The organism is Nocardioides sp. SYSU D00065 (assembly GCF_017916425.1).
Taxonomy (GTDB): Bacteria; Actinomycetota; Actinomycetes; order Propionibacteriales; family Nocardioidaceae; genus Nocardioides.
In genome coordinates this window covers 743032-765021 of sequence record NZ_JAFMSX010000001.1, presented here as the reverse complement: position 1 = coordinate 765021, position 21990 = coordinate 743032, and the positions used below count along the sequence as shown (strand labels likewise).

The following is a 21990-nucleotide window of genomic DNA, read 5'->3' as shown; positions in this document are numbered from 1 at the left end:
CGTCTAGCCGTCTCCTCCCGACTCGTGCGAGGGGAGGCACCTTCCCCGCTTCCCCAACGCAAAGGCTTCCCCCGGTGCGTCCCTTCCCCCGTACCGCTCAACGCCGCATGGCCGCCTCGCTCGTCGCGGTCCTGGCTCTGGGCGTCTCCGCAGCTCACGCCGAGGACCTCAAGGACAAGAAGAACGAGGTCGAGCGCCAGATCGAGGGCGCTCACAAGGACCTCGACGAGTCGAGCTCCTCGCTGCAGCGCGCCACCGCCCGGCTCGACGCGGCCCAGGAGCAGCTCGACCTCGCCAAGACCCGTCTCGCCACCGCTCGCGGCAAGGTCGAGGTCGCGCGCGAGCGCGACGCGCAGATGCAGGCCGAGCTGGTCGCCGCCGAGGCGGAGCTGGCCGCAGCCGAGGCCGACCTGGCGCAGGGCGAGGTCGATCGCGAGGCGCAGCGCCAGCAGGTGGCCTCGACCGTGGCCGACATGTACTCCGAGGGCGACCCCGAGCTGATCGCCTTCGCCTCGCTCATCGACGCCGACTCGACCGAGGAGCTCACCCGCCGCGACGGCGTACGCGACGTGATCGTCGGCCAGGAGGCACGGGCGTACGACGAGCTCAAGGCCGCCGAGGTGCTCCTCGAGGTCCGCGAGCAGCAGGTCTCCGAGGCCCGCGACGACGTGGCGGCCAAGCGGCAGGCCGCGGCCGAGCACCTCGCGCTGATGCAGGCCCTGGAGGCCGAGGAGAAGGCGGCCAAGGACTCCGTGGTCTCGCTCGTGGTCGAGCGCCGCGACGCCCGCGCGGAGGCGAGCCGCGCCCGCGCCCAGGACCTCGCCAAGCTCCGCAGGCTCGAGCGGGAGCAGGCGCGGATCGAGGAGATGCTGCGCCAGCGTGCCCTGGCCGCCCTGCGCCGGCAGCGGGCCCAGGCCCGCGCGCAGGGACAGGCGCCTCCGGCGTCCGGTCCCAGCGGTGGCCTGCTCGCCTCGCCGGTGGACGGCTACGTCACCTCGCCCTTCGGCTACCGCGAGCACCCGATCTACCACTACTGGGGCCTGCACGACGGCGTGGACTTCGCCGGCGGCTGCGGCACCCCGCTGCGGGCGGCCGCGCCGGGGCGGGTCGTGTCGTCGTACGTCAGCGGCGTCTACGGCAACCGGCTGGTCATCGACCACGGCGCGATGGGCGGCGTGGGCCTGGCCACCATCTACAACCACGCCAGCTCCTACAACGTCGGCGTGGGGGACCGGGTCGAGGTGGGCCAGGTCATCGGCTACGAGGGCAGCACCGGCTGGTCGACCGGCTGCCACCTGCACTTCACGGTGATGGCCAACGGCAAGGCCGTGGACCCGATGAACTGGCTGTGACCCCCGCCCGGCCCGCCGCCGCGCGCAACGTCATACGGACGGGGCCGGCGCCGGCCCCGTCCGTATGACGTCCGGGGTCGCCGCGGAGCCAACCCGCTGGACACGCTCTGGGACAATGGACCCATGGCGAAGGAGCAGGGCCAGAAGATGGTCGCGCAGAACAAGAAGGCGCGACACGACTACCACATCGAGGACACGTGGGAGGCCGGCCTCGTCCTGATGGGGACCGAGGTGAAGTCGCTACGTCAGGGGCGCGCGTCCCTCGTCGACGGCTTCGCCGAGATCGACGGCGGCGAGGCGTGGCTGCTCGGCGTCCACATCCCCGAGTACAGCCAGGGCACGTGGACCAACCACTCCGCCCGGCGCCGTCGCAAGCTGCTGCTCAACCGGTCCGAGATCGACAAGATCGAGCGCAAGATCACCGACAAGGGCTACACGATCGTGCCCCTCGCGCTCTACTTCAAGGACGGTCGCGCGAAGGTGGAGATCGCCCTCGCCAAGGGCAAGAAGGCCTACGACAAGCGCCACACGCTGGCCGAGCGGCAGGCCAACCGGGAGAAGGTCGACGCCGTCCAGCGCCGGCTCAAGGGTCACCGGGACTGAGGCTCCGACGCCGGTTGGCCCGGGGGAGCGGTCGAGCGGACCCGCGGCCGACGGCGGCCTCCGGTGCGCTGGACCAGTCTCAGGAGATGCTTGACACGGGATAAGTAAGTGCGCTGGACTAACTAATGTGACACCGAACACACCCGTGGGACGCCCGCTGCGCCCGCGCGGCAAGCTCCTCCAGGAGGACGCTCGCCGCCACCACCGTTCGCTCCTGCTGCAGCAGCTGTTCCGCGAGGGCCCGGCCAGCCGCGCCGACCTGGCGCGGGCCAGCGGCCTGACCCGAGTCACCGTCTCCGACCTGGTCGGGGAGATGCTGGCCGACGGCTTCGTGACCGAGCTCGGAGCCCCCGCCGAGAGCCGCGTGGGCAAGCCCCCCACGCTGGTCGGCCTGGCTGCCGACTCCCACCACATCATCGGGCTCGACCTGTCCGAGACCGACCGGATGTCCGGCGCCGTGGTCAACCTGGCCGGCACGGTGCAGGCGCGGCACGAGGTGCACGTCGACGGCGCCCAGGGCGAGCAGGCGGTCGAGCTGGTGCAGCGGCTGGCCTCGGAGCTGATGGCGATGACCGACCGTCCCGTGCTCGGCATCGGCGTCGGGAGCCCCGGTGTCGTGGACACCCAGGGCGCCGTCCTGGACGCACCCAACCTCGCCTGGACCGACACGCCGCTCGCAGCGCGGCTCGCCGAGTCGTTCGGCGTGCCGGTGCTCGTCGCCAACGACGCCAACACCGCCGTCCTCGGCGAGCACACCTTCGGGGAGTCCGGCGACGGCGGGCTGATGGTGCTCCGGGTCGGCACCGGTGTCGGTGCCGGCCTGGTGCTGGGCGGGTCGCTGCTCCACGGCCACCTCGGCGCCGCCGGCGAGATCGGGCACGTCGTCGTCGACCCAGACGGCGAGCGGTGCGCCTGCTCGCGGACCGGCTGCCTGGAGACCGTCCTGTCCGCGCCCCGCCTGCGCCGCCGGGTGCAGGAGCCGGGCGTCGACGCCGCCGCGGTGCTCGCCGACGTCGGCCGCAGGCTCGGCGAGGTGCTGGCGCCGGTCGTGGCCGCCCTCAATCTGCACGAGATCGTGCTGAGCGGCCCCGCGGAGCTGCTCGACGGTCCGCTGCTCGACGCAGCCGACCGCACCATCCGCGAGCGGACGATGGAGATCAGCTCCACCGGGCTGGCCGTCCGCACCTCCAAGCTCGGCGAGGACGTCGTGGTCGTGGGAGCGGCCGTACTCGTGCTCGCCGCGGAACTGGGCGTCTCGTGAGCGCCTCGACCCCCGAGCAGGACATCCATGAGAGGAACACTGTGGTGCGCATCAAGAAGTCTCTGACCGGCGCGGCGGTCGCCGCGCTCGCGTTGACCACGTTGGCCGCGTGCGGCAACGACGACGGCGGCTCGTCCGAGGGCGACGGCGGAAGCGAGTCGGCGGACATCCGCGTCTGGCTCAACGGCACGGACACCCCGCAGGAGGCCCGTGACTGGCTGAAGAAGACGTTCGAGGACGAGAACCCCGGCTCCACGCTCACCATCGAGCAGCAGGAGTGGGACGGCCTGGTCGAGAAGCTCACCACGTCGCTCTCCAGCGAGTCCGAGACGCCCGACGTGGTCGAGATCGGCAACACGCAGGCCCCGACCTTCACCGCGGCCGGCGCCTTCGCCGACATGACCGACCAGCTCGACGACCTCGGCGGCGACGACCTGCTGCCCGGCTTCGTGGAGGGCGCCACGGTGGAGGGCAAGACGTACGCCGTGCCCTACTACGCCGGCTCGAAGCACATCTTCTACCGCAAGGACCTCCTCGAGAAGTCGGGCCTCGAGGTGCCCACGACGCTCGACGAGTTCGTCGAGGCCGCGATCACGCTCAAGAAGGACAACCCCAAGCCTGCGAACTTCTCCGGCTTCTGGTTCCCCGGACAGGACTGGCGCAACGGCGCGACGTTCATCTGGGACGCCGGCGGCGACCTGGCCGTCGAGGACGGCGGCGAGTGGACGCCGGCCCTCAGCTCCCCGGAGTCCCTCGCCGGCCTCGAGACCGCCCAGAAGCTGTTCCTCGAGGCGTCCGGGGCGCCGAAGGACGGCAACGAGGCCGACCCGTGGACGCCGTTCTGCGCCGGCGAGGTCGGCATGATGTCCACGCCTGGATGGGTCAAGGGCCTCATCGAGGACCCGGAGACCGGGTGCCCCGACACCTTCGCCAAGCAGATGGGCGTCTTCGCCCTGCCCGGCAGCGACGGCGGCCCCGCTCCGGTGCTGCTCGGCGGATCCGACATCGCCATCGCCGCGAAGTCGGCCAACCAGGACCTCGCCCGGGAGGCGGTCGCGCTGATGCTGAGCGACGACTACCAGACCATCCTGGCCGAGGCCGGCCTCACGCCGGCCAAGGAGTCGCTGGCCTCGCTGCTCGGCGACGACGAGTACGCCGCGGCGACGATCGAGGCCGCGTCCAACGCCAAGCTCACCCCGGCGGCCCCGGGCTGGGCCAACGTGGAGGGCTCGCGAGCCCTCGAGGACCTGTTCAGCGGCATCGCCCAGGGAGGCGACGTGGCCGAGCTCGCGGCGAAGGCCGACGAGCAGATGAGCGGTCAGCTGAACGGCTGAGCACCGAGCCGGCAACGGCGGGGGCGGCGTTCGCCGCTGCCCCCGCCGCTGCCTGTCCAGCCGTCACCACGTCACGTACGAGAACGGAGCAGAGCACAGATGAGTGAGCGCACCGGACGCGCACGCGCCGCTTCGCTGCCCTACCTCCTCCTCACCCCGGCCGTCCTGGCGCTGTGCCTGGCCCTCGGCTACCCGCTGGTGCGCCAGCTGCTCCTCTCCTTCCAGGAGTTCGGCCTCGCCCAGCAGTTCGGCCGCCCGCCGGACTGGGTGGGACTGGCCAACTACCGCGAGCTGCTCACCGACGCCTACCTGTGGCGCGTCACCGCCCGCACCGTCGTGTTCTGCCTGCTCAACGCCGCGCTGACGATGGTCCTGGGCGTCGGCCTGGCGCTGGTGATGCGGACGATGTCCAAGCCCGTGCGGCTGCTCACCCAGACCGGGCTGCTGCTCGCCTGGGCGATGCCGGTGGTCGCGTCGCTGACCGTGTGGCAGTGGCTCTTCGACACCCAGTACGGCGTCGTGAACTACGTGCTGACCGCGCTGGGCGGCGACTTCGAGGGCCACGGCTGGCTGCTGCGTCCGCTGTCGTTCTTCTTCGTCGCCACGGTGGTCGTGGTGTGGATGAGCGTCCCGTTCGTCGCGTTCACGGTCTACGCCGCCCTCACCCAGCTGCCGGGAGAGCTGATGGAGGCCGCGGAGATCGACGGCGCCGGGATGGTCCACCGGCTGCGCTACGTCATCCTGCCGAGCATCCGGCCGGTGCTCCTGGTGGTCGGTCTGCTGCAGGTGATCTGGGACCTGCGCGTGTTCACCCAGATCTTCATCCTCCAGGAGGCCGGCGGCAGCGCCAGCGAGACCAACCTCCTGGGCACCTACATCTACCGGCTCGGCATCGGCGGCGGTGACTTCGGCACCTCGGCCGCGGTGGCGGTGTTCATGCTCGCCCTCACCGTCGTGCTCACCGCCCCCTACGTCCGCGCCATGCTCCGACAGGAGAGGCAAGCCTGATGGCCCGCACCGCCAGCCGCCCCGCTCGCTGGACCGCCAACGTCATCGGCCTGGTCGCCTTCGTGCTCGCGACCTTCCCGGTCTACTGGATGGTCAACAGCTCCTTCCTCGACCGCAACGAGATCCGCAGCCCGGTGCCGACGTGGGTGCCGCTCGGCGGCGACCTCGACAACTTCCGCACCGTCTTCGCGACCGACCAGTTCGTCAACGCGCTGAAGATCAGCCTGATGGTCACCGGTCTCACGCTGGTCGTGGCGCTGGGCTTCGCCTTCGTCGCCGCGGTGGCGGTCTCCCGGTTCCGGTTCCGGGGGCGGATCTCCTTCATCGTGACGCTGCTGGTCATCCAGATGATCCCGGCGGAGGGGCTGTTCATCTCCCAGTACAAGATGCTGGAGACGATGGAGCTGCTCAACACGGTCGTCGGGCTCACGATCGTCTACGTCGCGGGGGTGCTGCCCTTCACGATCTGGACGCTGCGCGGCTTCGTCGAGGGCGTTCCCTACGAGCTCGAGGAGGCGGCGATGATGGACGGCTGCACCCGCACGCAGGCGTTCTTCCGGGTGACGTTCCCGCTGCTGGCGCCCGGCCTGGTCGCCACGGGCGTGTTCGGCTTCATCCAGGCCTGGAACGAGTTCACGCTGGCGCTGGTCGTGATGTCGCGCGAGGACCAGCGGACCCTGCCGCTGTGGCTGTCCACCTTCACCGACGTCAACCGCGGCACCGACTGGGGCGGCATCATGGCCGGCTCGACCCTCATCGCCGTGCCGGTCATCGTCTTCTTCCTCGTCGTGCAGGGGCGCATGGTCAGCGGACTGACCGCCGGGGCGGTGAAGGGATGACGGCCCCGGAGGCGAGCGCCGACGCACAGGTGCCCGAGCTGGCGATGCAGGTGCTGCTGCCCGGCTTCGCGGGCACGACGCTGCCCGACGACTACCGGGCGCTGCTCGAGCAGGGCCTCGGCGGCATCTGCTACTTCGGCAGCAACACCACCGGCGGCGCCGCGAGCACCGCCGCGCTCAGCGCCGAGATCCGCGCGGCCAACCCCAGGGCCGTGATCGCGGTCGACGAGGAGGGCGGCGACGTCAGCAGGCTGCACACGCGTACGCCGAGCCCGGTGCTGGGCGCTGCGGCGCTCGGGGCGGCGGACGACCTCGCCCTGACCGAGGCGGTCGGCGGCTGGGTCGGCGCCGAGCTGGCGGCGGTCGGCGTCACCCTCGACCTGGCCCCCGACGCCGACGTCAACACCGACCCGGACAACCCCGTCATCGGCACGCGGAGCTTCGGCACCGACCCCGCACGGGTCGCCGCGCACGTCGCGGCCTGGACCCGGGGCCTGCAGGCGACGGGGGTGGGGGCGTGCGCCAAGCACTTCCCCGGCCACGGTGACACCGCGACCGACAGCCACCTCGCGCTGCCGAGCGTCGACGTCGACCTCGACACCCTCCTCGAGCGGGAGCTGGTGCCGTTCGCCGCCGCGGTCGAGGCGGGCACCGCCTCGGTGATGACCTCGCACATCGTCGTGCCGGCGCTCGACCCGGAGCGCCCGGCGACGCTGAGCCCGGTCGTGCTGGCGCTGCTGCGCGAGCGGCTCGGCTTCGAGGGCGTCATCGTCAGCGACGCGCTCGACATGGCCGGCGCATCGGCGGGGCGCGGCGTACCCGAGGCCGCCGTCCTGGCCCTCGCCGCCGGGTGCGACCTGCTCTGCATCGGTCCGGACAAGCCGGCCTCGCTGGTCGAGGAGATCCGCGACGCCGTCGTCGCGGCGGTGGAGGCCGGTCGCCTCGACGCCGCGCGCCTCGCCGAGGCGGCCGCCCGGGTGCGGGCGATGCCGGTGCCGGCGGCGACCCGGCCCGCGGGCGAGCCGGACCCCGAGCGCCAGGCGGCCGCGGCCGCCACCGCGCTGCTGGTCGACCGCCCGCTGCCCGACCTCGCCGGCGCGACCGTGGTGAGCGTCGAGACCGTCGCCAACATCGCCGTCGGCGAGGTGGCGTGGGGCCTCCCGCCGGACCACCGGCTGGCTCCCGACACCCTGACCCAGGGGCTGCCGGCCCACGTGCGGGACGACGTACCGCTGGTGGTGCAGGTGCGCGACGCACACCGCCGACCCGACGTGCTCGCCTTCCTGGCCGGGCTCGCCGCCACCGGCACGACCGCCGTGGTCGTCGACTGGGGCTGGCCGGGCGCGTACGACGTCGGGCTGCCCACCATCAGCACGCGCGGCTCGTCCGGTCCGGGCGTCGCCGCGGTGACCCGACTGCTGCGAGAGGCAGGGTGGACGCGGTGAACGCCGCACTGGCAGGGGCCCGCGCGGTGGGGCTCGACATCGGCGGCACGAAGACGCACGGGGTCGTGCTCGGCGAGGACGGCACGATCCTCGCCCAGGTGCGGCGGGTCACCGCGCCCGGCGCCGACGGGGTCGTGGCCACCGCGCACGAGGTCTACGAGGCCCTGCGCCGCGAGACCGGCGGAGCGCCGACCGGTCGCGTCGGAGTCGGCGTCCCGGGCCTCGTCGACGTGGGGCGCGGGATGCTGCGGCACGCGGTCAACCTCGGCGTCAACGGCGACGACCTGCCGCTGCGCGACCTGCTCACCGAACGCCTCGGCGTGCCGACCGTCGTCGAGAACGACGTCAACGCCGCCGCCCTCGCCGCCCAGGCGCTGGTCGGGGCCGACGACGTGGTCTACCTGAGCGTCGGCACCGGCTTGGCGGCCGGCCTCGTGATCGAGGGCCGGCTGCGTCGCGGCGAGCACGGCGCGGCCGGCGAGATCGGGCACCTGCCGGTGGACCCCGCCGGCGCCGAGTGCGGCTGCGGGCAGACGGGGTGCCTGGAGACGATCGCGTCGGGTCGTGCCCTGGCCCGGGCGTGGCCGACTCCCGACGGGCCGCCGGCAGCCGCGCTCTTCGCCGCGGCCGCGCAGGGTGATCCCGCCGCCGTGGCGGTGCGCGACCGGTTCTGCTGGGGCGTGGCCAGCGCGGTGCGAGCTCTGGGACTCACCATCGACCCCGAGTGCATCGTGCTCGGCGGTGGTGTGAGCGAGGTCGGCGAGCCGCTGCGCGAGCAGGTGGTCCACCAGCTGCGGGCGCTCGGGCAGGGATCACCCTTCCTCGCCTCGCTCGAGCTGGCCGACCGGTTGAGCATGGTGCCGCAGCACTATCCTGTTGCCGCAGTCGGAGCCGCGATCCTGGGGAGGTCTTGATGGAGGTCGTTCCTCTGGGGAGCGCCGAGGAGGTCGGGGCGCTGGCCGCCGACGTGATCGAGGCGCTGGTCCGCGCCACGCCGACGGCCGTGCTGGGGCTGGCGACCGGGTCGAGCCCGCTGCCGACCTACCGCGAGCTCGTACGGCGCCACCGCGCCGGCACCGGGCCGTCGTACGAGCAGGTGCGCTGCTTCACCCTCGACGAGTACGTCGGGCTGCCGCCCGGCCACCCGCAGAGCTACCGCGAGACGATCTTCGCCGAGGTCACCGACGACCTCGGCATCGCCCGCGAGCGGGTGTCCAGCCCCGACCCGGCTCCGGAGGGCCTGCCCGAGGCAGGCGCCCGCTACGAGGCCGCGCTCGTCGAGGCCGGCGGCGTCGACGTGCAGGTGCTCGGCATCGGCAGCGACGGACACCTCGCCTTCAACGAGCCGGGCTCGTCCCTGGCGTCGCTGACCCGGCTCAAGACGCTCACCGACACCACCCGCCGCGACAACGCGCGGTTCTTCGACTCGCTCGACGACGTGCCCCGGCACGTGCTGACGCAGGGCCTGGCCACCATCGGCCGCGCGCGGCACCTGCTGCTGGTGGCGAGCGGGGAGGGCAAGGCCGAGGCCGTCGCCGCGGCCGTGGAGGGTCCGGTGTCGGCGTCGTGCCCCGCCTCGGTGCTGCAGCTGCACCCGCGCGTCTCGGTGCTCCTCGACCCCGGCGCCGCGTCCCGGCTCGCGCGGGCGGACTACTACCGCGAGGTGTTCGCGGGCAAGCCGGAGTGGCAGGGCCTCTGACCAAGAGGGCGCGTTGCGCGACGGTCGTTAGGTTGTGGCCGTGGAATCCGGAACCTGGATCGATGTCCTGCTCGTCCTCGGCTTCGTGCTGGTGGGCGGGGTGTTCGCGGCGACCGAGATCGCCCTGGTCTCGCTCCGCTCCGGCCAGGTCGACCGGCTCGAGGCGGCCGGTGGGCGCGGCTCCTCCGTCGCCTCGCTGGCGCGCGACCCCAACCGCTTCCTCTCGGCGGTCCAGATCGGGGTCACCGTCGCCGGGTTCTTCTCCGCCGCGTTCGGCGCCTCGACGCTCGCCCCGTCCTTCGCCCCGGTGTTCGAGAACCTAGGCACGCCCGCCCCGGAGACCGTCTCCCTGGTGGTGACCACCCTCGTCGTCTCCTACCTCTCGCTGGTCCTCGGGGAGCTGGTGCCCAAGCGCCTGGCGCTGCAGCGGTCCGTCGGCGTCGCGAAGCTCTTCGCCCCGCCCCTGGGTCGCTTTGCCACGGTGATGACGCCGGTCATCTGGCTGCTCTCGATCTCGACCAACCTGCTGGTCCGCGTGCTCGGCGGCAATCCGGACGCCGCGGGCGACGAGGTCGACGAGGAGGAGCTGCGAATGATGATCTCGGGCCACGAGGACATCCCCGAGGGAGAGCGCAGGCTCGTCGACGACGTCTTCGAGGCCGGCGACCGCTCCCTGAGCGAGGTGATGAAGCCGCGCGGCGACGTGGTCTTCCTGGCCGGGGACCTGACCCTCGCCGAGGCGGTCGCCGTCATCGTCGAGCAGCCCTACACGCGCTACCCGGTGACGGGGGAGTCGTTCGACGAGGTGCTCGGCTACCTCCACCTGCGCGACGTGCTGGGCCGCGCCGACGACCGCACCACCACGGTCGCCGCGCTCGCCCGTGACCTGCCGGTGCTGCCGCGCACCAACCGGGTCCTGCCGTCCATCGACCAGCTGCGCAGCCTCGGCGCCCACATCGCGCTCGTCGTCGACGAGTACGGCGGCACCGACGGCATCGTCACCCTCGAGGACCTGATGGAGGAGCTCGTCGGCGAGATCCACGACGAGTACGACACCGACGCCGCGATCGCCGCAGCGGCGGACCCGGCGACCGTGGACGCCGGCATCACGATCGAGGAGTTCGGCGAGCGCACCGGCGTCGAGCTGGTCGACGGCCCCTACGAGACGGTCGCCGGCTACGTGCTGCACGGCCTCGCCCGGATGGCCGAGGTCGGCGACGTCGTCCTCGTCGGCGACCGGCGCCTCGAGGTGGCCGAGGTCGACGGCCACCGCATCACCCGCGTACGCCTCCACGCGCCGGCTCCGGTCCCGGCGCCGGAGTCGGGGACCGCTCAGCCCGAACCGGCGCCGGAGCCCGGACCCCGCGGCTGACCGCCCGCGGACCGACGCTGGGGGAATAGTGTTCGCCCGTTGTCGGTTGTGGCACCTAGACTGTCGGTGCAGACCACGCACGGCTCGGTCTGCTTGACAACACAAGAGGGGCTGATCGGTTTCGACTTGGGACGTTAGTTCCAGGGGAAGCGGGTCGAGAAGCCAGCGTCATCTCGTAAACGATCGCTGGAAACCTATAGTTGCCAACTCTGAGCGCAACGACTTCGCTCTCGCTGCCTGAGCAGTGATCGAAGGGTCTGACCGGGCATCCGTCTCCGTCCCGGACCCAGGCCTCATCTAGGAGACTTGCTGGTCACTCTCTGTCAGGAGGGGTGACCGGGACTCAATCCTGACTGAGCCTGTCGGCGACGTGTCTGTGCGAGCGCCGGGGCCGAGAAAAGCGACATCACAGACTGCACCCGGAGAAGACCTGGTTCGACGCTCGAGGACCGGGGTTCGATTCCCCGCAGCTCCACGCTCCAATCGAGGGCGGCGTGTGCCACGGCTCCGGCCGCCGGCCACGTCGCTCTCGGCATTTCAGCGCAACTCCACTGCGTCCGATCCCCCTGCGAGGTCGTGGCCGACGCATCCCGACGTCGGGCGCGGGAACCGGGGGACATGCGGATCCTGGTGACCGGAGCGACCGGCTACGTCGGCGGGCGGCTGGTGCCCCTGCTCCTCGAGCGCGGCCACGACGTGCGCACGACCACGTCCCACCCGGACCGCGAGCCTTCCTGGTGGGGGGACCGGGTCGAGACGGTCGTCATGGACGCCCTCGACCCCGACCAGGTCGCGGCCGCCTGCAAGGGCATGGAGGCCGTCTACTACCTGATCCACGGGATGGGCGGTGGCGACTTCGCCGCGACGGACCGCGCCGCGGCGAGCAACCTCGTCGAGGGCGTATGCGCCCACGGCGTGGAGCGGGTCGTGTACCTGTCCGGCGTCGTCCCGGACGTCGCCGACGAACAGCTGTCCGAGCACCTCCGGTCGCGCCGTGAGGTCGAGCGCATCCTCACCGACAGCCCCGCGCGGGTGGTCATCCTGCGGGCAGCGGTGCTGCTCGGCAGCGGATCCACGTCGTTCGAGATCATTCGGCAGGTCAGCGAGCGCTTGCCGGTCCACACCGTGCCGGCGTGGATGGACTCCCTCGTGCAACCCATCGCGGTCGTCGACGTGCTCGAGGCCCTGGTCGGTGCCCTCGCCTACAGCGGCCCCTCGCGCCACTTCGACGTGGGCGGACCCGACCGGTTGCGGTACGGCGCACTGCTCGACGCGTACACCACGCATGCCGGCCTGAGGCGCCCGCAGGTCACGGTGTCGCTGCTGCCGACGGCACTGGTGGGGACGCTGGTGGGCAGCCTGACCGATGTCCCGCGGCGGACGGTCGAGGCGCTGGTCGAGAGCCTGCACCACGACATGGTCGCCGCGGACGACGACTTCGTCGGCGCGCTGCTGCCGCCGGGCCATCGGCTGGTGGGACTGGAGGAGTCGTTCCGACGCGCGTTGGCCCCGCCCGCGGGGGACCCTCAGGGCAGCGATCCCATGGGTCCGCTGCCGCAGGACCCGGCGTGGGCGAGCGGGGGCGACGGCCGGCCGGCCGCGGCGAAGGTGGTCGACGCGGTGCGCGACGTCCTCACGGACTCCTGACCGTGGCAGCCGGACGCACCCACCGACACGCTGGCGCGGATGCGGATCCCATCGCCGGCGTCGTCCGCACCATGACGGCGCGGCTGGACGCGCTGATGCCCGAGCAGGACCACCTCGGCCGGTTCCTCGCCACCTACCAGCGCACGACGCTCGCGGTGGGCAGCGCGCTCGCGGACGGTCTCTTCGAGGACCCCTCGTGGGTGGCGCGCTGGGACGTGGCGTTCGCCGAGATCTACCTGGAGGCCCTGGACGCCTACCTGTCCGGAGGCTCTCCGCCTCGCCCCTGGCGTCTCGCCTTCGACGCGCCACGCAACCTCCCGCCCCTCGGCCACGTCCTGCTCGGAGTCAACGCGCACGTGAACTACGACCTGCCGCACGCCCTGCTCGCCGTCCTCTCCGACGCCGACTTCGCCGACGCCGCCCTGATGGCGAGCCGGCGCCGCGACCACGAGCGCATCGACTCCGTGCTGGCCGGTCGCGTCGCGGCGGAGGACGACGAGCTCGGGCCGCACGGCCGGTCACGGACCGACCGCCTCCTGCAACCGGTCCACCGCCTGTCAGCCAAGCGGTTCCTGCGCGAGGCGCGCACGAAGGTGTGGCACAACACCGTCGAGCTGCAGGCGGCGCGCCGCGCCGGCCCGGCGGCGTACGCCGCGCGGCTGTCGGAGCTGGAGGTGCTGAGCGCCGCGCGCGTCGCCGACGTCCTGGCCCCGGGCCAGGTGCTGCTCAAGCTCGCCGTCGCCGGGTTCGGCGTGACCCTCCCGCCGCTGTGACCGGACGGGGAAGCGCACACGCCGTCTGTGGGAGTCTGCGGTGGTGACACCTCTCATCGATCCGCGCTCGCTCGAGGTCGTGCCGCTCACCCGACCGCATGCCGAGGACATCGCGACCTGGCGCTACGACCCGCCCTACGACGTCTATGACTACGTCGGCGTGGATCCCGGCGAGCTCCTCGACCCCGACGTCGGCTACCACGCCGTGCTGGCGGGCGGTCGGCTCGTGGCGTTCCGCTCGTTCGGACCGGACGGTCGGGTGCCGGGCTGGGACTACGACGACCGGGCCCTGGACACCGGCGGCGGCTTGCGACCCTCGCTGACCGGGCAGGGACTCGGGCGCACCGTCATCTCGGCGGGCCTCGCGTTCGGCCGCGCCCGGTTCGCACCGGCGGCCTTCCGGGTCACCGTCGCTTCCTTCAATGCGCGCGCGCTGCGGACGGTGCAGTCCCTCGGCTTCGAGCGCGTCGGCTCCTTCGCCGCCGCCCGTGACGGCCGGGAGTTCGTCGTGCTCGTCCGCACCGAGCACCGAGCCGTCAGACCCGGCGGCTGAGTCCTCCTGAGAGCGGGGCTGCCTCCGGGTGCAGGATCCCGGCCAGCACCTCGACGCCGTCGACCAGGCGCGGGCCGGGCCGCGCGAAGTGGCTGTCGGCGTCGACCGCCCAGACCGGGACGCCCGGGAAGCGGTCCCTGACGCCCTCGGCCAGCGCAGCGCTGCCCTCGAGGTCGAAGCCGCAGGGCGCGCACACGACCAGGTCCGGGCGCGAGCCCACCGCGTCCTCCCACGTGATCCGCGTCGACCTGGCGCCGGCGGTGCCGAGGGCCGGTTCGCCGCCGGCCCGCGTCACCATCTCCGGGATCCAGTGACCCGGTGCGAACGGCGGGTCGGTCCACTCCAGGACGAGCGCCCGCGGCCGCGGGCGTCCGGTGACCCGGTCGGCCACCGCCTTCAGCCGGGCCTGCAGCGACGCGACGACCTCGGCCGCCCGCTCGGCACGCCCGGTCAGCCGGCCGACCTCGGTGACGCAGGCCAGCACGTCGTCGACGGTGTGCGGGTCGAGCGTCGCCACCTCGGCGCGGCAGCCTAGGTAGCCCAGCGCCTCGTCCACGGTCGTCACGTCGACCGCGCAGACCGCGCAGAGGTCCTGGGTGACGACCAGGTCGGCGTCCAGCTCGGCCAGCGCTCCGGAGTCGAGGCGGTAGAGGTCCTCGCCGGCGGCGAGCGCGGTGGCGACGAAGTCGTCGATCTCCTTCGCCGTCAGGCCCTCCGGCATGGCGGAGGTGGACACCACGCGGCGCTCGCGGGCGGCGGGTGGGTGGTCGCACTCGAAGGTCACGCCCACCACGTCGTCGCCGGCCCCGACCGCGAAGAGGATCTCGGTCGCGGACGGGATCAGCGAGACGATGCGCACCTCGGCGACCCTAGGCGAACACGTGCCAGCAGATGTCGTTGCGTCGCCGCTGGTCCTCCAGCACCAGGTCGCGCACGCTCGCCGGCAGCCGGTCGCGCTGCCACCGGAGCTCGGCGAGGCGGACCGGTTCCTCCTCGCCGGCGGGCGCTGCGGCGACCGCCGCCTTGATGGCGTACGCCGCGGCGCCGAGGTCGTGCTCGGCGACGTGCGCGACCACCGCGGCCTGCCCGGCGGCGTACGCGGCGAACCTCGGCGCGCCGCGCAGGTCGCGGGCCGCTCCCATCGCGTGCCCGCCCATGGCCCGGGTGTGCATCATCGCGGCCTCGCCGCGCGTCCACGCGCGCGCGGCCTCGATCGCTTCGCGGGGGCGTCGGTCCCCGGGGCGGGCCGCCTCGAACAGCCCCAGGACGTGCTCCGCGCACTCCGCGGCCCACAGCGCGAGCAGGTGGTGGTGCTCGTCGGTGAGCGTGCCGCCGCGCCGGACCGTGACCAGGCGCGGGTCGCGGACCGCGGGCAGGATCATGCCGCGACGCTACCCGCCCTCGCGCGCGTTGCGGCGCCGCGTCTCCCACGCCTTCTTGGCCGCCCGGCTGCGTCGCCTCCGGGCCCGCTCGGCCTCGGCGAGCAGCCGCTGGGCGGCGCGCTCCTGGCGGCGTACGGCGTTCTCGGCGCGACGCCGCTCGGCCTCGATGACGTTGGGGGAGCGCACCGGCCACACGTAGTCGATGTCGTCGGGGACGTCGGGGAAGCGGGGGCGGTAGAAGGCCGGATCCTTGCGCACGAGGGCCGACTGGTGGCTGCGGTGGACGTCGGGGTCGCCGAGCCACGGGGGCAGCGCACCGGCCTCGGCCAGCTCGGCCTGCGAGCGGACCGTCGGCACGCCCGCCGAGCGGAGGTCGGCGGCGATGGTCGCCGCACAGGTGTCGCCGAAGCCCAGCTCGAGCCACACCGCGCAGCACACGAACCCGTAGCGCCCGAGCGCCTCCTCGAAGCCGCGCCACATCAGCGCCGCGGGGTGGTTGGCCCAGCCGTAGCCCGGCACCGTCAACGCCCGCACGACCTGGATCGTCTCGACGCGTTGCTTGCCGAGGCGCTTCTGGTCGAGCGCACGGGCAGATGCCTCGAAGTCGGCGTAGGGGAGGAACGTCTGCACCTCCTCGAGGCTAGGGGGCACGAGCCGCGCCCGCCCCACCCCGACGGCAGGTGTGGCACCTGCGGCGCCCGGGCAGACTGGCGGCGTGACTGACTGCGTCTTCTGCCGGATCGTCGCCGGCGACCTGCCGGGGCACCTCGTGCTCGAGACCGAGGACCTGGTCGCCTTCCTCGACACCCGCCCGGTGTTCAAGGGGCACGTCCTGCTGGTGCCCCGCACCCACGTCGAGACCCTGCCCGACCTTCCCGCCGAGCTGCGCGACCCGTTCCTCGAGGCCGCGCAACGGCTCGCCACGGCCGTGGTCGACGGCCTCGGCGCGCAGGGCTCGTTCGTAGCCGCCAACAACACGGTAAGCCAGTCGGTCCCGCACCTGCACCTGCACGTCGTGCCGCGGACCAAGGGCGACGGGCTGCGCGGCTTCTTCTGGCCCCGCGCGACGTACGCCGAGGGCGAGCCGGCGACGTACGCCGAGCGGCTGCGCCACGCGCTCGCCGAGTAGGCCGGCCACTACGCTGCCGGCAACAGTCACCGAGGACCGAGGAGTCACCGAGATGGGTCGTTTCGACCGGCGCGTCGCCGTCATCACCGGAGCAGCGCGGGGCATCGGCTTCGGCATCGCCCAGCGCTTCGCCAGCGAGGGCGCCTCGATCGCCGTCCTCGACCTCGACGAGGCCGCCGCCGCCGAGGCCGCCGCTCGCCTCGAGCTCACCGCGGGCGCCTCCGCCATCGGCGTGGCCTGCGACGTCGTGGACGGGGCTGCGGCGGAGGCCGCCGTGCAGCGCGTGGTCGACGAGCTCGGCGGGATCCACATCCTGGTCAACAACGCCGGGATCACCCGCGACAACCTGCTGTTCAAGATGACCGAGGACGACTGGGACCTCGTCATCGGCGTCCACCTCAAGGGCGTGTTCAACATGACCAAGGCGGCGCAGTCGCGCTTCGTGGAGCAGAAGTACGGCAAGATCCTCAACCTCTCCAGCGTCTCCGCCCTCGGCAACCGCGGGCAGGCGAACTACTCCGCGGCCAAGATGGGCGTCCAGGGCCTCACCCGCACGCTGGGCATCGAGCTCGGGCCCTTCGGCATCACCGCCAACGCGATCGCCCCGGGCTTCATCGCCACCGAGATGACCGACGCCACGGCGCGGCGGCTGAAGATGGAGCCCGAGGAGCTGCAGCGACTCAACGCCGAGGCCACGCCGGTGCGGCGGGTCGGCCAGCCCGAGGACATCGCCGCGGCCGCGGCGTTCCTGTGCAGCGACGAGGCGTCCTTCATCACCGGCCAGACGCTCTACGTCGACGGCGGCCGCAAGCTCGGCTGAGGCGCCCGCCGGGGTGATCCTGGCCACGACCGCACGCTCGCAGGGGTGGGCGGAGTTTGCGATCGGCGAGGTCGTCTGTCACGTTCGGGAGCGGTCGAAAGACCGCGTCCCGGACTACGCCGAGTCCTGCCCGGCCGGGACGACCCCCGAGATCATCGAGGGCAGGAGTGGGGGACCCACAGGTTCCACCGCCGACGCGCGCGTCGGCTCGGGGTGAAGCCGGACTCTCTCTCGGGGAGACGGCGGGACACCTTCCAGTCCCAACCCGACAGCTCACCTCACAGGCGTGGGAAAGGACACTCATGCCTGCGACTACTCGCACGGCGCGAGCCTGCGCGCTCGCCCTCGCCGGACTCGGCCTCGCCGCATCGACCATGACGGCGCTGCCGGCCTCCGCCACCAGCACGACGAACGACAGCAGCACGACCAACGACGGCGCCACGACCAGCGCCTCCAGCGACAACAGGCGCGCGACCACGCAGCGCCGTGCTGCGGCCAGGACGGCCGCCCGCCGCGTGGACGCCCGCGTGCTGGGTGCCCGCGACACGGCCCTGCGCCAGCGCGGCGACTGGTACGCCTACGGCGCCGCCGGCCCGGACCGCTTCGACTGCTCGGGGCTGGTCCACTACAGCTACCGCCGGGCCGGGTTCGCGGTGCCGCGCACGTCCAGCGCCCAGGCCGGATTCACCCGGCGCGTGGCCAAGCAGGCCATGCGCCCGGGCGACCTGATGTTCTTCTACGGCAGCGGCGGCGTCTACCACGCCGCGATCTTCCTGCGCTGGTCGAACGGGCACGCGCTGATGGTGCACGCCCCCGGCTCGGGGCAGCGCGTGCGCGTCGCCGTGCCGTGGACCTCGCAGTGGTTCGGCGGCACGCTGCGTCGCTGACTACGCTTGGCGCGCCTTCCCCGATCGGGGAAGGCGCGCCTCCACACTGCAGGAGCAGCCATCTCGACTGCCCCCCCAGCCGTCGACCGCTGCACACGCAGCCATCCCCCGCTCGATCGGAGTACCCGTGCGTCACCGTCTTCCCAGCTGCCTCGCCGCGCTCGTCGCGGCCTCGCTCCTCCTCGCCGGCTGCGGCGGGGGAGGCGAGGAGGAGACCCCGAGCGGCTCCGCTCCGTCCGAGCCGACCTCGTCGCAGACCAGCGAGGCGCCGGAGCCGACGTACTGGCCGCTGACGGGTCTCGAGCGCACCGGCGACGCCCCCCGGCACCCGGTGATCGTCACCAAGGTGGACAACACCGCGTCCAGCGCCCCGCAGGTCGGGCTCGGCTCGGCCGACCTCGTCGTGGAGGAGCTCGTCGAGGGCGGCTACACCCGGCTCGCGGCGTTCTACTACTCCAAGATCCCCGCCGACATCGGCCCGGTCCGCTCGATGCGCGCCAGCGACATCGGCATCGTCCCCGAGGGCGCCACCGTCGTCACCAGCGGTGCCGCCCAGGTCACCATCAACCGCATCAACGGTGCCGGCATCCCGTGGATCACCGAGGGCGACGCGGGCGTGTACCGCCAGACCTCGCGCTCGGCCCCCTACAACCTCTTCGCCCACCTCGGCGACATCGCCAAGCGCCTCAAGGCCCAGGAGGAGCCGGCGCCGTACCTCCCGTTCGGCACCAAGGCCGACCTGCCCCGGGGCGCACCGGCGCGCAGCCTCACCGCCGACTTCGGCGCGCACGCCACGTCCTGGCAGTTCCAGGGCGGCGGCTACGTCAACACCGACTCCTACGCCGCCGAGGGCGACCAGTTCCCCGCGGACTCCGTGCTGGTGCTGCGCGTCCGCGTCGGCGACGCGGGCTACCGCGACCCGGCCGGCTACCCGGTGCCCGAGACGAAGTTCGAGGGCCGCGGCGAGGCGCTGCTCTTCCACGGCGGTCGCGTCGTGAAGGGCACCTGGTCCAAGGACGGCCTGAACGGCGCCATCGAGCTGCGGACCAAGCAGGGCGAGCTCACCGTGCCCGCCGGCCGCACCTGGATCGAGCTGGTGCCGGCCGTCAACGGCGACGTCACCTTCGCCCGCTAGGTGTGCTGACCGGGCCCGCCGCACCCGCCGACGTCCGCCGGTCTTCTGGGCTCTGAGGGTGGTGTGCGCCTGCGGTCGGTTTGTCATAGTGGACGACATGCAGCTCGCATCGGGGATGCTGCTGGTGGCGACGCCGGCCCTGCAGGATCCCAACTTCGCCGACACCGTGGTGCTGCTGCTCGACGTCAACGAGGAGGGCGCGCTCGGGGTGGTGCTCAACCGGCCATCCCAGGTGCTCGTCGCCGACGTGCTCGAGCCGTGGCGCGACGTGGTGGCCGAGCCCGAGGTCCTGTTCCGCGGCGGACCGGTGGGCACCGACGGGGCACTGGCCGTCGCGCGGCTGCGTGACCCGCAGCAGCCACCCGTCGGCTGGCGCCCCGTGGCCGGGCTGCTCGGGATGATCGACCTCGACACGCCCACCGAGCTGGTCGACGGCTCGCTGAGCGCCATGCGGGTGTTCGCCGGCTACGCCGGCTGGGGCGCCGGCCAGCTCGAGGTCGAGATCCAGGAGGGCAGCTGGTACGTCGTGTCGAGCGAGGCGGCCGACGCCTTCCGCGGTGACCCGAGCGTGCTGTGGCGAGACGTCATGCGCCGCCAACCCGGCATGCTCGCCTGGCACGTCAACCGGCCCGTCGATCCGGACATGAACTGACCCCGGGGTTAGGCTTCTCCACCATGAGCACCATCGGATTCGCGCCGGGCAGCCAGACGGTCGAAGAGCGTCAGACGGTGCCCACGGACGAGGGCGACCACGAGCGGTTCTCCCACTACGTCCCCAAGGACAAGCTCACCGAGGCGATGGTGATGGGCACCCCCGTGATCGCCCTGTGCGGCAAGGTGTGGGTCCCCTCACGGGCTCCGGAGAAGTTCCCGGTCTGCCCGGAGTGCAAGGAGATCTGGGAGTCGATGAAGCCCGGTGGCGGTTCTGACGGCTCGGGTCCCGAGGCGTGACGGGGCGCCCCGACGCGCCGCTGCCTCCCGCCTGGCCGGACCGGGCCGCCTGGGGCACCGCGCCGTCCCTCCGCGCCTGGCAGCAGGCGGCGATGGACGCCTACCAGTCCCGGCAGCCGCGTGACTTCCTCACCGTCGCGACGCCCGGCGCCGGCAAGACGACCTTCGCCCTGACGGTCGCGGCCGACCTGCTGAGTCGCCGCGTGGTCGACCGGATCACCGTCGTGGCTCCCACCGAGCACCTCAAGACCCAGTGGGCCGAGGCGGCGGCGCGCGCCGGCATCCCGATCGACCCCACCTACTCGGCGGGCAAGGGCAAGACCTCCGACGACTACGTCGGGATCGCGGTGACCTACGCCGGCGTGGCGGTCAACCCGCTCGCCATGCGCATTCGCACCGAGCGCTTCAAGACCCTGGTCATCCTCGACGAGATCCACCACGCCGGCGACGCGCTGTCGTGGGGCGAGGGCGTGCGCGAGGCCTTCGACCCGGCGACGCGCCGGCTCGCGCTGACCGGCACGCCGTTCCGCTCCGACATCAACCCGATCCCCTTCGTCACCTACGTCCCGGGTGACGACGGGATCCCGACGTCCGCGGCCGACTTCACCTACGGCTACGCCCACGCGCTCGCGGACCACGTCGTGCGCCCGGTGCTGTTCATGGCCTACTCCGGGGAGATGCAGTGGCGCACCCGCGCCGGCGACGAGGTCGTCGCCCGCCTGGGGGAGCCGCTCACCAAGGACATGCACGCCCAGGCGCTGCGTACGGCCCTCGACCCGCGCGGATCGTGGATCCCGGCGGTGCTGGAGGCCGCCGACAAGCGGCTCTCGGAAGTACGCCGTCACGTTCCCGACGCCGGCGGCCTGGTGATCGCCGGCGACCAGGACACCGCCCGCGCCTACGCGGCGCTGCTGAAGAAGATCAGCGGCGAGACGCCGACCGTCGTGCTCTCGGACGAGAAGGGCTCCTCGAAGAAGATCGCGAAGTTCGCCGCCTCCGAGGACCGCTGGATGGTCGCGGTCCGGATGGTGTCCGAGGGCGTCGACGTGCCGCGGCTCGCCGTCGGGGTGTGGGCCACCACGGTCTCGACTCCGCTGTTCTTCGCGCAGGCGGTCGGCCGCTTCGTCCGCGCCCGCTCCCGCGGCGAGACCGCCTCGGTGTTCCTGCCGTCGGTGCCCCACCTGCTTGAGTTCGCCTCCGACATGGAGGCCCAGCGCGACCACGTGCTCGGCCGACGGGTCACCGACGACGACGACATCTTCGCCGCCGAGGAGGGCCTGCTGGCAGAGGCGCAGCAGGGGGAGTCGGCCTCCGACGAGCTGGAGATGTCGTGGGAGGCGCTCGGCTCCACCGCGTCCTTCGACCACGTCCTCTACGAGGGCGCCCAGTTCGGCCACTCCGGCGAGGTGCACGTCGGCTCGGAGGAGGAGATGGACTTCCTCGGCATCCCGGGACTGCTCGAGGCCGACCAGGTCCGCGAGCTGCTGCACTCGCGGCAGAGCGAGCGCGCTCGCAAGCAGAAGGCCGACGGTGGCGGGGACCGGGTCGTGGACTCCGTCGAGCAGCTCAGCACCCACCAGCAGCTCGGCGTGCTGCGCCGCGAGCTCAACGGCCTCGTCGCCGCGTGGCACCACCGCACCGGCCAGGCGCACGGCATCACCCACGCCGCGCTCCGCAGGGAGTGCGGCGGCCCGCCGGCCGCGGTGGCCAGCGCCGAGCAGCTGCACGAGCGGATCAACAGGATCCGCGAGTGGGCGATGCGCCAGTCCTCCTGACGCCGTTGCGCGATCGCTAGGCTCG

23 protein-coding genes, 1 other RNA gene and 1 riboswitch are annotated in these 21990 nt (G+C 72.9%); of the genes, 21 read left to right on the top strand and 3 right to left on the bottom strand.

The features are described 5' to 3' along the window. Positions 1 to 74: 74 nt before the first annotated feature. The 14 genes from J3P41_RS19145 to J3P41_RS03720 all read left to right on the top strand — a co-directional run bounded on the left by J3P41_RS19145 (position 75) and on the right by J3P41_RS03720 (position 13886). Positions 75 to 1352, top strand: coding sequence for a M23 family metallopeptidase (locus J3P41_RS19145; protein ID WP_210648884.1), 1278 nt, complete (start codon positions 75 to 77; stop codon positions 1350 to 1352). 123 nt (positions 1353 to 1475) lie between these two features. Beyond that, positions 1476 to 1955 (top strand): SsrA-binding protein SmpB, encoded by a 480-nt coding sequence (smpB, locus tag J3P41_RS03780; protein WP_210648883.1) that lies wholly within the window; start codon positions 1476 to 1478, stop codon positions 1953 to 1955. Between the two features lie 145 nt (positions 1956 to 2100). Further along, positions 2101 to 3216, top strand: a complete 1116-nt coding sequence (locus tag J3P41_RS03775) for an ROK family transcriptional regulator (RefSeq protein ID WP_307861811.1) — start codon at positions 2101 to 2103, stop codon at positions 3214 to 3216. A gap of 44 nt (positions 3217 to 3260) precedes the next feature. Next, positions 3261 to 4550 carry an extracellular solute-binding protein gene (locus J3P41_RS03770; RefSeq protein WP_210648881.1) on the top strand — a complete coding sequence of 430 codons (1290 nt, stop codon included), beginning with the start codon at positions 3261 to 3263 and terminating at the stop codon, positions 4548 to 4550. 99 nt (positions 4551 to 4649) lie between these two features. Continuing rightward, a complete protein-coding gene (locus J3P41_RS03765) occupies positions 4650 to 5558 on the top strand; it encodes a carbohydrate ABC transporter permease (protein ID WP_210648880.1) in 909 nt (302 codons plus the stop codon). Then, on the top strand, positions 5558 to 6397 hold the full coding sequence (locus J3P41_RS03760) for a carbohydrate ABC transporter permease (RefSeq protein WP_210648879.1): 840 nt from the start codon (positions 5558 to 5560) through the stop codon (positions 6395 to 6397). Before J3P41_RS03765 ends, J3P41_RS03760 begins: the two co-directional genes overlap by 1 nt. Further along, positions 6394 to 7842: a glycoside hydrolase family 3 protein gene (locus tag J3P41_RS03755; RefSeq protein ID WP_210648878.1), complete on the top strand. Its 1449-nt coding sequence runs from the start codon at positions 6394 to 6396 to the stop codon at positions 7840 to 7842. Before J3P41_RS03760 ends, J3P41_RS03755 begins: the two co-directional genes overlap by 4 nt. Further along, positions 7839 to 8756, top strand: coding sequence for an ROK family protein (locus J3P41_RS03750; RefSeq protein ID WP_307861810.1), 918 nt, complete (start codon positions 7839 to 7841; stop codon positions 8754 to 8756). The genes J3P41_RS03755 and J3P41_RS03750 overlap by 4 nt, the downstream gene beginning before the upstream one ends. Beyond that, positions 8756 to 9541, top strand: coding sequence for a glucosamine-6-phosphate deaminase (locus tag J3P41_RS03745; RefSeq protein ID WP_210648877.1), 786 nt, complete (start codon positions 8756 to 8758; stop codon positions 9539 to 9541). Before J3P41_RS03750 ends, J3P41_RS03745 begins: the two co-directional genes overlap by 1 nt. Before the next feature lie 40 nt (positions 9542 to 9581). After that, positions 9582 to 10913 carry a hemolysin family protein gene (locus J3P41_RS03740; RefSeq protein ID WP_210648876.1) on the top strand — a complete coding sequence of 444 codons (1332 nt, stop codon included), beginning with the start codon at positions 9582 to 9584 and terminating at the stop codon, positions 10911 to 10913. Positions 10914 to 11020: 107 nt separating this feature from the next. After that, positions 11021 to 11391: a transfer-messenger RNA gene (gene ssrA, locus J3P41_RS03735) on the top strand. Between the two features lie 140 nt (positions 11392 to 11531). Further along, on the top strand, positions 11532 to 12560 hold the full coding sequence (locus J3P41_RS03730; protein WP_210648875.1) for an NAD(P)H-binding protein: 1029 nt from the start codon (positions 11532 to 11534) through the stop codon (positions 12558 to 12560). Beyond that, complete coding sequence (locus J3P41_RS03725) at positions 12482 to 13333, top strand: DUF5995 family protein (RefSeq protein WP_307861809.1); 852 nt, start codon at positions 12482 to 12484, stop codon at positions 13331 to 13333. The genes J3P41_RS03730 and J3P41_RS03725 overlap by 79 nt, the downstream gene beginning before the upstream one ends. 40 nt (positions 13334 to 13373) lie before the next feature. Then, on the top strand, positions 13374 to 13886 hold the full coding sequence (locus tag J3P41_RS03720; RefSeq protein WP_210648873.1) for a GNAT family N-acetyltransferase: 513 nt from the start codon (positions 13374 to 13376) through the stop codon (positions 13884 to 13886). Here the strand turns inward: J3P41_RS03720 and J3P41_RS03715 are convergent. Genes J3P41_RS03715 through J3P41_RS03705 form a run of 3 tightly spaced genes read right to left on the bottom strand, consistent with a single transcriptional unit; the run spans position 13870 to position 15898 of the window. After that, a complete protein-coding gene (locus tag J3P41_RS03715) occupies positions 13870 to 14745 on the bottom strand; it encodes a cobalamin-binding protein (protein ID WP_210648872.1) in 876 nt (291 codons plus the stop codon). The two genes, J3P41_RS03720 and J3P41_RS03715, sit on opposite strands and share 17 nt — an antisense overlap. Positions 14746 to 14755: 10 nt before the next feature. After that, positions 14756 to 15268 carry a putative immunity protein gene (locus J3P41_RS03710; protein WP_210648871.1) on the bottom strand — a complete coding sequence of 171 codons (513 nt, stop codon included), beginning with the start codon at positions 15266 to 15268 and terminating at the stop codon, positions 14756 to 14758. 9 nt (positions 15269 to 15277) lie between these two features. After that, entirely contained in the window at positions 15278 to 15898 is a 621-nt protein-coding gene (locus J3P41_RS03705; RefSeq protein ID WP_210648870.1) for an MSMEG_6728 family protein, read from the bottom strand. Positions 15899 to 15983: 85 nt separating this feature from the next. Here J3P41_RS03705 and J3P41_RS03700 point away from each other — a divergent pair, with 85 nt between their 5' ends. From J3P41_RS03700 to J3P41_RS03670, 7 genes are all read left to right on the top strand, one after another. Next, positions 15984 to 16397, top strand: a complete 414-nt coding sequence (locus J3P41_RS03700) for an HIT family protein (protein ID WP_210648869.1) — start codon at positions 15984 to 15986, stop codon at positions 16395 to 16397. A 52-nt stretch (positions 16398 to 16449) separates the two neighbouring features. Next, positions 16450 to 17217 carry an SDR family NAD(P)-dependent oxidoreductase gene (locus J3P41_RS03695; protein WP_210648868.1) on the top strand — a complete coding sequence of 256 codons (768 nt, stop codon included), beginning with the start codon at positions 16450 to 16452 and terminating at the stop codon, positions 17215 to 17217. 107 nt (positions 17218 to 17324) lie between these two features. Further along, positions 17325 to 17519, top strand: a riboswitch (cyclic di-AMP (ydaO/yuaA leader). Then, positions 17520 to 18104 carry a C40 family peptidase gene (locus tag J3P41_RS03690; RefSeq protein ID WP_210648867.1) on the top strand — a complete coding sequence of 195 codons (585 nt, stop codon included), beginning with the start codon at positions 17520 to 17522 and terminating at the stop codon, positions 18102 to 18104. Positions 18105 to 18231: 127 nt separating this feature from the next. Continuing rightward, complete coding sequence (locus J3P41_RS03685; RefSeq protein ID WP_210648866.1) at positions 18232 to 19239, top strand: DUF3048 domain-containing protein; 1008 nt, start codon at positions 18232 to 18234, stop codon at positions 19237 to 19239. 97 nt (positions 19240 to 19336) lie between these two features. After that, positions 19337 to 19891: a YqgE/AlgH family protein gene (locus J3P41_RS03680; protein WP_210648865.1), complete on the top strand. Its 555-nt coding sequence runs from the start codon at positions 19337 to 19339 to the stop codon at positions 19889 to 19891. Between the two features lie 23 nt (positions 19892 to 19914). Then, positions 19915 to 20190, top strand: coding sequence for a DUF3039 domain-containing protein (locus J3P41_RS03675; RefSeq protein ID WP_210648864.1), 276 nt, complete (start codon positions 19915 to 19917; stop codon positions 20188 to 20190). 92 nt (positions 20191 to 20282) lie between these two features. After that, the gene (locus J3P41_RS03670) at positions 20283 to 21965 is read left to right on the top strand and encodes a DEAD/DEAH box helicase (protein ID WP_246861678.1); all 1683 of its coding nucleotides are present in this window, start codon (positions 20283 to 20285) and stop codon (positions 21963 to 21965) included. The last annotated feature ends 25 nt before the right edge of the window (positions 21966 to 21990 follow it).

Excerpts from the sequence above, each read along its gene's own strand:
- J3P41_RS03690 (WP_210648867.1), top strand. The coding sequence starts at position 17,520 with ATGCCTGCGACTACTCGCACGGCGCGAGCCTGCGCGCTCGCCCTCGCC.
- smpB (WP_210648883.1), top strand. The coding sequence starts at position 1,476 with ATGGCGAAGGAGCAGGGCCAGAAGATGGTCGCGCAGAACAAGAAGGCG.
- J3P41_RS03680 (WP_210648865.1), top strand. The coding sequence starts at position 19,337 with ATGCAGCTCGCATCGGGGATGCTGCTGGTGGCGACGCCGGCCCTGCAG.
- J3P41_RS03765 (WP_210648880.1), top strand. The coding sequence starts at position 4,650 with ATGAGTGAGCGCACCGGACGCGCACGCGCCGCTTCGCTGCCCTACCTC.
- J3P41_RS03670 (WP_246861678.1), top strand. The coding sequence starts at position 20,283 with ATGGACGCCTACCAGTCCCGGCAGCCGCGTGACTTCCTCACCGTCGCG.
- J3P41_RS03730 (WP_210648875.1), top strand. The coding sequence starts at position 11,532 with ATGCGGATCCTGGTGACCGGAGCGACCGGCTACGTCGGCGGGCGGCTG.
- J3P41_RS03745 (WP_210648877.1), top strand. The coding sequence starts at position 8,756 with ATGGAGGTCGTTCCTCTGGGGAGCGCCGAGGAGGTCGGGGCGCTGGCC.
- J3P41_RS03675 (WP_210648864.1), top strand. The coding sequence starts at position 19,915 with ATGAGCACCATCGGATTCGCGCCGGGCAGCCAGACGGTCGAAGAGCGT.
- J3P41_RS03755 (WP_210648878.1), top strand. The coding sequence starts at position 6,394 with ATGACGGCCCCGGAGGCGAGCGCCGACGCACAGGTGCCCGAGCTGGCG.
- J3P41_RS03710 (WP_210648871.1), bottom strand. The coding sequence starts at position 15,268 with ATGATCCTGCCCGCGGTCCGCGACCCGCGCCTGGTCACGGTCCGGCGC.
- J3P41_RS03760 (WP_210648879.1), top strand. The coding sequence starts at position 5,558 with ATGGCCCGCACCGCCAGCCGCCCCGCTCGCTGGACCGCCAACGTCATC.
- J3P41_RS03695 (WP_210648868.1), top strand. The coding sequence starts at position 16,450 with ATGGGTCGTTTCGACCGGCGCGTCGCCGTCATCACCGGAGCAGCGCGG.